The sequence below is a fragment of the uncultured Methanobrevibacter sp. genome (assembly GCF_900314695.1).
Classification (GTDB): Archaea; Methanobacteriota; Methanobacteria; order Methanobacteriales; family Methanobacteriaceae; genus Methanocatella.
Genome location: NZ_OMWD01000048.1, coordinates 1 through 6,481, shown reverse-complemented (window position 1 = coordinate 6,481; position 6,481 = coordinate 1). Strand labels below are relative to the sequence as shown.

At 32.8% G+C, this 6,481-nt stretch carries 6 protein-coding genes; all 6 read right to left on the bottom strand.

Annotated elements, in window-relative coordinates:
- Window positions 1–291 (bottom strand): ATP-binding cassette domain-containing protein (locus tag QZN45_RS10780; protein ID WP_296812895.1); only part of this gene is annotated, 291 nt, incomplete at its 3' end.
- A gap of 9 nt (window positions 292–300) precedes the next feature.
- Window positions 301–1,155: an ABC transporter permease gene (locus tag QZN45_RS10775; protein ID WP_292609178.1), complete on the bottom strand. Its 855-nt coding sequence runs from the start codon at window positions 1,153–1,155 to the stop codon at window positions 301–303.
- Window positions 1,148–2,140: an ABC transporter permease gene (locus tag QZN45_RS10770; protein ID WP_292609176.1), complete on the bottom strand. Its 993-nt coding sequence runs from the start codon at window positions 2,138–2,140 to the stop codon at window positions 1,148–1,150. The genes QZN45_RS10775 and QZN45_RS10770 overlap by 8 nt, the downstream gene beginning before the upstream one ends.
- 73 nt (window positions 2,141–2,213) lie before the next feature.
- A complete protein-coding gene (locus tag QZN45_RS10765) occupies window positions 2,214–3,833 on the bottom strand; it encodes an ABC transporter substrate-binding protein (protein ID WP_292609174.1) in 1,620 nt (539 codons plus the stop codon).
- 246 nt (window positions 3,834–4,079) lie between these two features.
- Window positions 4,080–5,408, bottom strand: a complete 1,329-nt coding sequence (locus QZN45_RS10760) for a hypothetical protein (protein WP_296812892.1) — start codon at window positions 5,406–5,408, stop codon at window positions 4,080–4,082.
- A 342-nt stretch (window positions 5,409–5,750) separates the two neighbouring features.
- The gene (locus QZN45_RS10755; protein ID WP_296812890.1) at window positions 5,751–6,365 is read right to left on the bottom strand and encodes an ABC transporter ATP-binding protein; all 615 of its coding nucleotides are present in this window, start codon (window positions 6,363–6,365) and stop codon (window positions 5,751–5,753) included.
- Between the last annotated feature and the right edge of the window lie 116 nt (window positions 6,366–6,481).

Below are 6,481 nucleotides of genomic sequence, written 5' to 3'. Positions count from 1 at the left end.
TGGTATTAGTGCTATGTCTTTTCCTCTTATTTCTTCTTTGTCTTTTTGGCTTAGTTCTTTTCCTTTGTATTTTATTTTTCCGTTTAGGTTTGCATTTTCTGGTAGTATTCCGAATATTGCGTGTGCAAGTAGGCTTTTTCCGGATCCGCTTGAACCTAATACTGCCAGTATTTCACCTTCGGATATGTCCAGGGTTAAATCGGTGATAACTTTTAAATCTCTTTGATTTAATCCTTGTGTGTATTGGATAAATGAAATCGAAACATTTTCTACATCTAATAACTTCTCCATGTTATCACCTTATTCGTTTGCACTTGTTGGGTCAAGTATCTTTTTGATGTTTTCTCCTGCAATATCAAAGAGTAAAACCAATATTAACAATGCTAATCCTGGGAATAAAGCTAACCACCAGTTTCCTGTTGCAAGGTATTTCATTGATTCGGATAATATGATACCGATTGCCGGTTCGTGAGGTGACAGACCAAATCCTAAGAATGTTACGCTTGCTTCGTGCATGATTGCATGTGGGAAAATCAATATTGTTCCAACAATGATTTGTGTTACTACTAATGGCAGGATATGCCTCCTTGCAATCCATAATTTTGATTTTCCAAACCTTTCGGATAATTTAACATAATCAGAAGTTTGAATCTGTTTGATTTCTGCTCTTAATACTCTTGCAAGTGATGTCCAATGTGTAACTGCCACTCCTATTGTAACTCCGAATGCTCCTCCGCCAAGTCCAATGGATATCAATATAATCAAAAGAATGTGGGGAATTGATAAGAAAAGGTCAATTAGCCAGGACATGAGTGAGTCCAAATATTTGTTTATGCTGCCCATCAATGCCATTGCAATAGCAATAAGGCTGCTCAATATTGATGCTCCTGCACCGATTTGAACACTCAAGCCGAGTCCTTTTACTGTACGAGTAAACATGTCTCTTCCCATCCAGTCGGTTCCGAATAAATGTTCAAAGCTAGGTGGCTTGTTCATCGCCTGGAAATTTGTGGTGATGTCTCCTGCATTGATGAATAAACTTGAGATTACCACAAGAACTAATATGAGAACTGTTAATCCGATGGTCAATAATGTCTTTTGTCTTAAATTCATTCTTGATAGTGGATTTTTGCTTTTTTTATTTGGATTAACCATCTTCTTCACCTTCTTTAATTCTTGGATCAACGAAGTTATAGACAATGTCTGCTATTAGATTGCCGCAGTAAACGAATATTGCGCTAAAAATAACAATTCCTAAAAGTAATGGCACATCGCTTCTTAAACCTGCCGATACTGCAGCCTGACCTATTCCAGGATATGTGAATATTTGCTCTACGAGAACAGCTCCACCAAACAGTTCAGAAAATCCTAAAAACTGTAATGTGATTGCTGGAAGTAAGACATTTCTCACCCCATGTCTTTTTATAATGTTCCATCCGCTTTCTCCTCTTGCTTTTGCAAATAAGAAGTAGTCGCTATTCATTACCTCAATTAGTTTATCTCTTGTATATAAAGTAATTGAAGCCACTCCGACAATACTCAAGGTCACCATTGGCAGTATCAAACGGTTTAACCATTCCCAGAATGTCACGTTTTCACTTAAGCTTCCAATTGGAACTCCCAATCCGCTTGGGAACCATCCAAGATAAATGCTGAATATCATCAGCATGACTAAAGCTATCCAAAATGCTGGTGCGGATTGTAAGGTGTAACAGTATACTTTTATTGCCTTATCAATTATTGTGTCCTTTTTAAACCCGGCAACGATTCCTAATAAAAATCCTAAGATTCCTGAAAATATCCATGATGTCAACATCAATACTAATGATGCTGTAAATCTTTCCTTAATGACATCTATGACAGGAATTCTGAAAATCAGTGATGTTCCGAAATCTCCATGGATGATATTTCCAAGCCAATTTATCATCTTGGTTGTAATCGGTTCGTTTACTCCCCAATATGCTTCCAATGTGGCAATTTGTTCTTGGGATATTATTACATTGCTGATGTATGTTTTTACAGGATTTATGGGTGACATATCGATGAGAATGAAGCTTAATAAAATGACAAAAATAAGAAGGATAATGAATCTGACAAGTTTTTTTCCTAAAAATTTCAATAGTTTTTCATGTTTAATCATAATGTAACTCCTATATAAAAAGGGAAAAAGAGATGAGTTAAATTATTAAAATTTAACTCATTGGGTGATAATTTTATTTGTTTATTGAGGATACACGAGTCCAGTCATAGATGTTTGAGAAGATATCTCCTCCGTGAGGTTGGATAAGAGCGGTATCTTCAGATATGTTTAAACTATCATCTACGAAGTATCCGTATTTAATTTCTCCGGCCCACAACCATGCTGCGTCGCCTTTAGGTGATGTGCCATGACTGCCGTCCCATGATACATCAGACCATTCTGCAAATGAAGCGTTACGATCCATTTTCATTGCGTTTTGGATGTGTCCGTCAACAACACTGCTGTTGTAGTGTCCTGGGTTTCCAGTACCATCAACAAAGCTTTCACTGTAGTATTCACCTTTCAAGGTTGAAGGATCAGTAGAACCGTATCCCCATACGACAAGGTCACTGTATTCATGTTTATAGATTTCATCCCATTCAGCACCGGTTGCATTGATTTCGATTCCGAATTCTTTTGCTTGTTCACCAATCATTACAGCAATAGCTTGTCTTTCAGGTGCGGATGCTGAGTAGTATATGTTAAGTGAAGCTTTGGTACCGTTTTTCTCAACGATTCCATCGCCGTTAGTATCTTTCCATCCGGAGGCATTTAAGAGTTCTTTAGCTTTTGAGATGTTTCCGTCTTTGATTGCTGATTCGTTGTTTGCCCATGGTAATTGATGAGCAATACCGTCGTAGTTAGGGTATCCAATTCCGTTCAATGCTCCTTCAGCAATTGCTGTTCTGTTAATACCATAGTTTAATGCTTGTCTGACTGCTAAATCAGAAGTTACATTGTTACCTACTGGTGCATCTTCAATTTTTTCTCCAGTGTTGTTTGTAACTGGTAAGGATATTCCTCTCACGTCAATGGTATCGAGTAATGTCATATTGTATCCGTCAACTGTTTCATTAGCGAATGCTAATGGTACTGCAGCAACATCTACTTCATGGTTTTTAGCAGCATTGAATGCAGCTTCATTTTGAGCAAATAAGATTGTTAATTTTTTAAATTCAGGTTGTTTTCCATAGTAATCAGGGTTTTTCTCTAAGATTACTTGTTGACCTTTATCCCATTGTACGAATTTATATGGTCCGGAACCAACAGGGTTTGATCCGTAAGTGTTGTTGTTGTATGAATCAGATGGTACGATACCTAAATATGCTAGTTTGTCAACAAATGTTGAATCAGATTCATTTAAATAGAATTTGACAGTAGTTTTATTTACTGCAGTTGCATTGTTAAATGTGCCGAAGTCCAAGTCACTTGTTCCATTATTTTTTGCCATGTTGTAGGTAAATGCTACGTCTTCAGCATCTAATGTGGTGTTGTCTGTGAATTTGACGCCATCTCTGATATTCACGGTATATTCTGTAAAGTTACTATTGGCACTCCAGTTGGTGGCCAAATCATTTTTATAGTTCATGTCTGGGGTCATCTTTAATAATGTTGATTGTATTAAAGGTTCTGCTAAGTAGTTCCACCCAAGTATTGGATCAAAACCGGATTCCGGTTCTCCTCCGTGACTGTAAGCAGCAACTACGAGTTCGTCGTCAGCTCTATGTGTGGATGATCCTCCGAAAAGGACCGCTCCAGCGATTACAGCTATTAAAATTACAGCTATGATTCCAATAATGTATTTTGTATCCATTATCTATATCTCCAAATTTAAATGTTAAGCAATTGTCATAATTATTTGTTAATTTTTATTACTATAATTAATAACAATTAATTAAAATTTATTATTTATTAACTATTTAAATATTTCTAATTTAAGTATTACATTTTCATTAATTTTTCAAAAAAAGTATTAATTAATATATTTTATGGATTAATTAAATAAACATTTATTGTAATAAATCTTTAAAATGTGTAGTGTTATGTTTTAAAGGCTGTGTCATTTTGTTAGTTGGGATTTAATGTTTTTCATCCAGCCATTTTTTCTGTTGTATATCTGATTAAATACTCCGTTTTCAGTTCTGTATCGTTTTTTCTCAGCTTTGGGTAGTGTTGCGTGGAAGTACATTTCAGAATCATTGTCAGTTCTTGTTAATTTTCCTTTAAATTCGGGTTTAAGGAACCAGATGAATTTTTTGTATTCTGGGAAAAAATCTTTTTTTAAGTAATTTTTTAAAACTTCTGGAAAATTATTTATTTCATTTTTTAACATGTTAACGTAACTTATTGCTTTATCATAAGTTTGTTGTTCAAATAATTCAAATAATAATTGTTTATAAATATTTATTTCATCTTCTAATTTATTAATTTCTTTTTTGATTAACTTATTTAATTTGTATTCTGAAATTTTTTCATTTTCTTTTTTGATGTGAATTCTTAATTCTATATCTTTTTGTTTTAAAAATTTCTTAATTCGTTCATTTATAGCCAATCTTAAGTGATATGTGCAATGTTGATGTTTAAATCCAAGTTTATTCATAACACCATCATATCCTAGCTTTAAATCTGTTACAATGGCTTTTCTGTGGATTGGTTTTACTGATTTGTTGATGAAATCATATGTTGTTTTAAGGTCTTCATTGGGAGCCAATAACTCTGCAACTGATGCATTATTAATTAAATCAAATAATAAATGTCTATAATGGAATCCATCATCTAATGGTTCCCATTGAACATCATAACCATAAAAACCAGATGGTTTAATTTCTTGATTTAAATAATACAAATCATTTGTTATTATTTGAGCTTTTCGAACTGTTTCATGAGAGATTATGATTCCGCAAAAAATTTGATATAATTCTTTTAATTTACGGAATGGATACCAACTTATTTCACGAACACCAATTGATCGTTCTTTAGTTTCATTAGAAAAATTACAATAATTTTCATATTGACCAATAAATTCTGTTTGAGAATATTTACCACAATCAGGACAATAATATCTTTGAACTTTAGCAATATAATGTTCACCATCTTCAGTTATCAAATCCCTGTAATTATAACCGTGTTTTGTAACTTTATGAGAATGGCAATGTTTACAAAAAGGATCAGAATAAGAATAAACACCATTTTCATCCATATCAAAGGATATATTAGCTGGTTTTTCACGTTTAACCTCATAAAAAGGATTCATTAACTCTAATTGAACACTATTGTCTTCAATTTCTTTCCTAGGTTCACGTTCAACAGTATTGTCACATTCAACACAAAATATATATTGGATGGATTCTAAATTATTAATTGGAGATGTTTTTTTGATTGTTTGCATAATATTATTTAAGCATCTCCAATAATATAAATTTATTGATTTCTATTTTTAAATTTACAACTATACAAAAGAATATGCAAGAATCCAATAAAATTTTACAGATAATTAGAAAAATAATAATTCAAATATCATTAGATTATAAAAAGAATGAATTTAATGAAAATAAAAATTTGAAAAAATGGGGTAATTTATATATTTTTCGGAAAAATTTTCGAAAAAATAAAAATATTCAAAATTTCATGATAAAAAATCATAAAATCAAATTACCAACTAACAAATTTACAGATACGTTTTAAAATTTAAATATTGGTGTGGTTGATTGCACAATAAAAAAATAAATTATTAAATTTTGTTTAAATCCTTTAGATAGATTTTGTCATCACAGATTGTATCGACCAAATCCATGTCGTGACTTACAAGTAAAAATCCCATATTTCTTTGTTTTACTATTTTCAGCACGGAATCTAAAATCTGCACTTGTGTTATTGCATCAAGCATGGTGGTCATTTCATCTGCTATTAAAAATTTAGTATTTGGATTTAAAGATCTTAGAACAGAAAATCTTTGTAGCTCTCCTCCGGATAGTTCCTGTGGGTATCGTGTAAGCCAGGATTTTTGAATACCGAATTCATTTAATAAATCATCTGAGACATCCCATGATTCTTTTAATACCTGTTCCATTTTCCATTTTGGATTCATTACTTTTTCAGGATGTTGATATATTAATTGGACTGGTTTGAATCCTTTTTTAGGGAGGGAATTTCCATCAAAAGTCACAGAACCTTCGTAGTTTGTAACATATCCTGATAGAATTTTGCACAATGTAGACTTTCCGCTTCCGCTGTCTCCAATCAATCCCATAATTTTGCTGTTGTCCAGCTCTAGGTTAACGTCTTTTAATAGGTACTCTTTTGCAGATGGGTATTTAAATGAGATGTTTGTTGCTTTTAGTTCCATTTTTATGCACCTTCTTCGTATTTGAAGCATCGGATTTTTTTGTTTCCGAGGTCGATGAGTTGTGGTCTTTCATGTTTGCATCTTTCGAATTTCATTTCGCATCTGTCGTAGTATGG

Excerpts from the sequence above, each read along its gene's own strand:
- QZN45_RS10775 (WP_292609178.1), bottom strand. The coding sequence starts at position 1,155 with ATGGTTAATCCAAATAAAAAAAGCAAAAATCCACTATCAAGAATGAAT.
- QZN45_RS10770 (WP_292609176.1), bottom strand. The coding sequence starts at position 2,140 with ATGATTAAACATGAAAAACTATTGAAATTTTTAGGAAAAAAACTTGTC.
- QZN45_RS10765 (WP_292609174.1), bottom strand. The coding sequence starts at position 3,833 with ATGGATACAAAATACATTATTGGAATCATAGCTGTAATTTTAATAGCT.
- QZN45_RS10760 (WP_296812892.1), bottom strand. The coding sequence starts at position 5,408 with ATGCAAACAATCAAAAAAACATCTCCAATTAATAATTTAGAATCCATC.
- QZN45_RS10755 (WP_296812890.1), bottom strand. The coding sequence starts at position 6,365 with ATGGAACTAAAAGCAACAAACATCTCATTTAAATACCCATCTGCAAAA.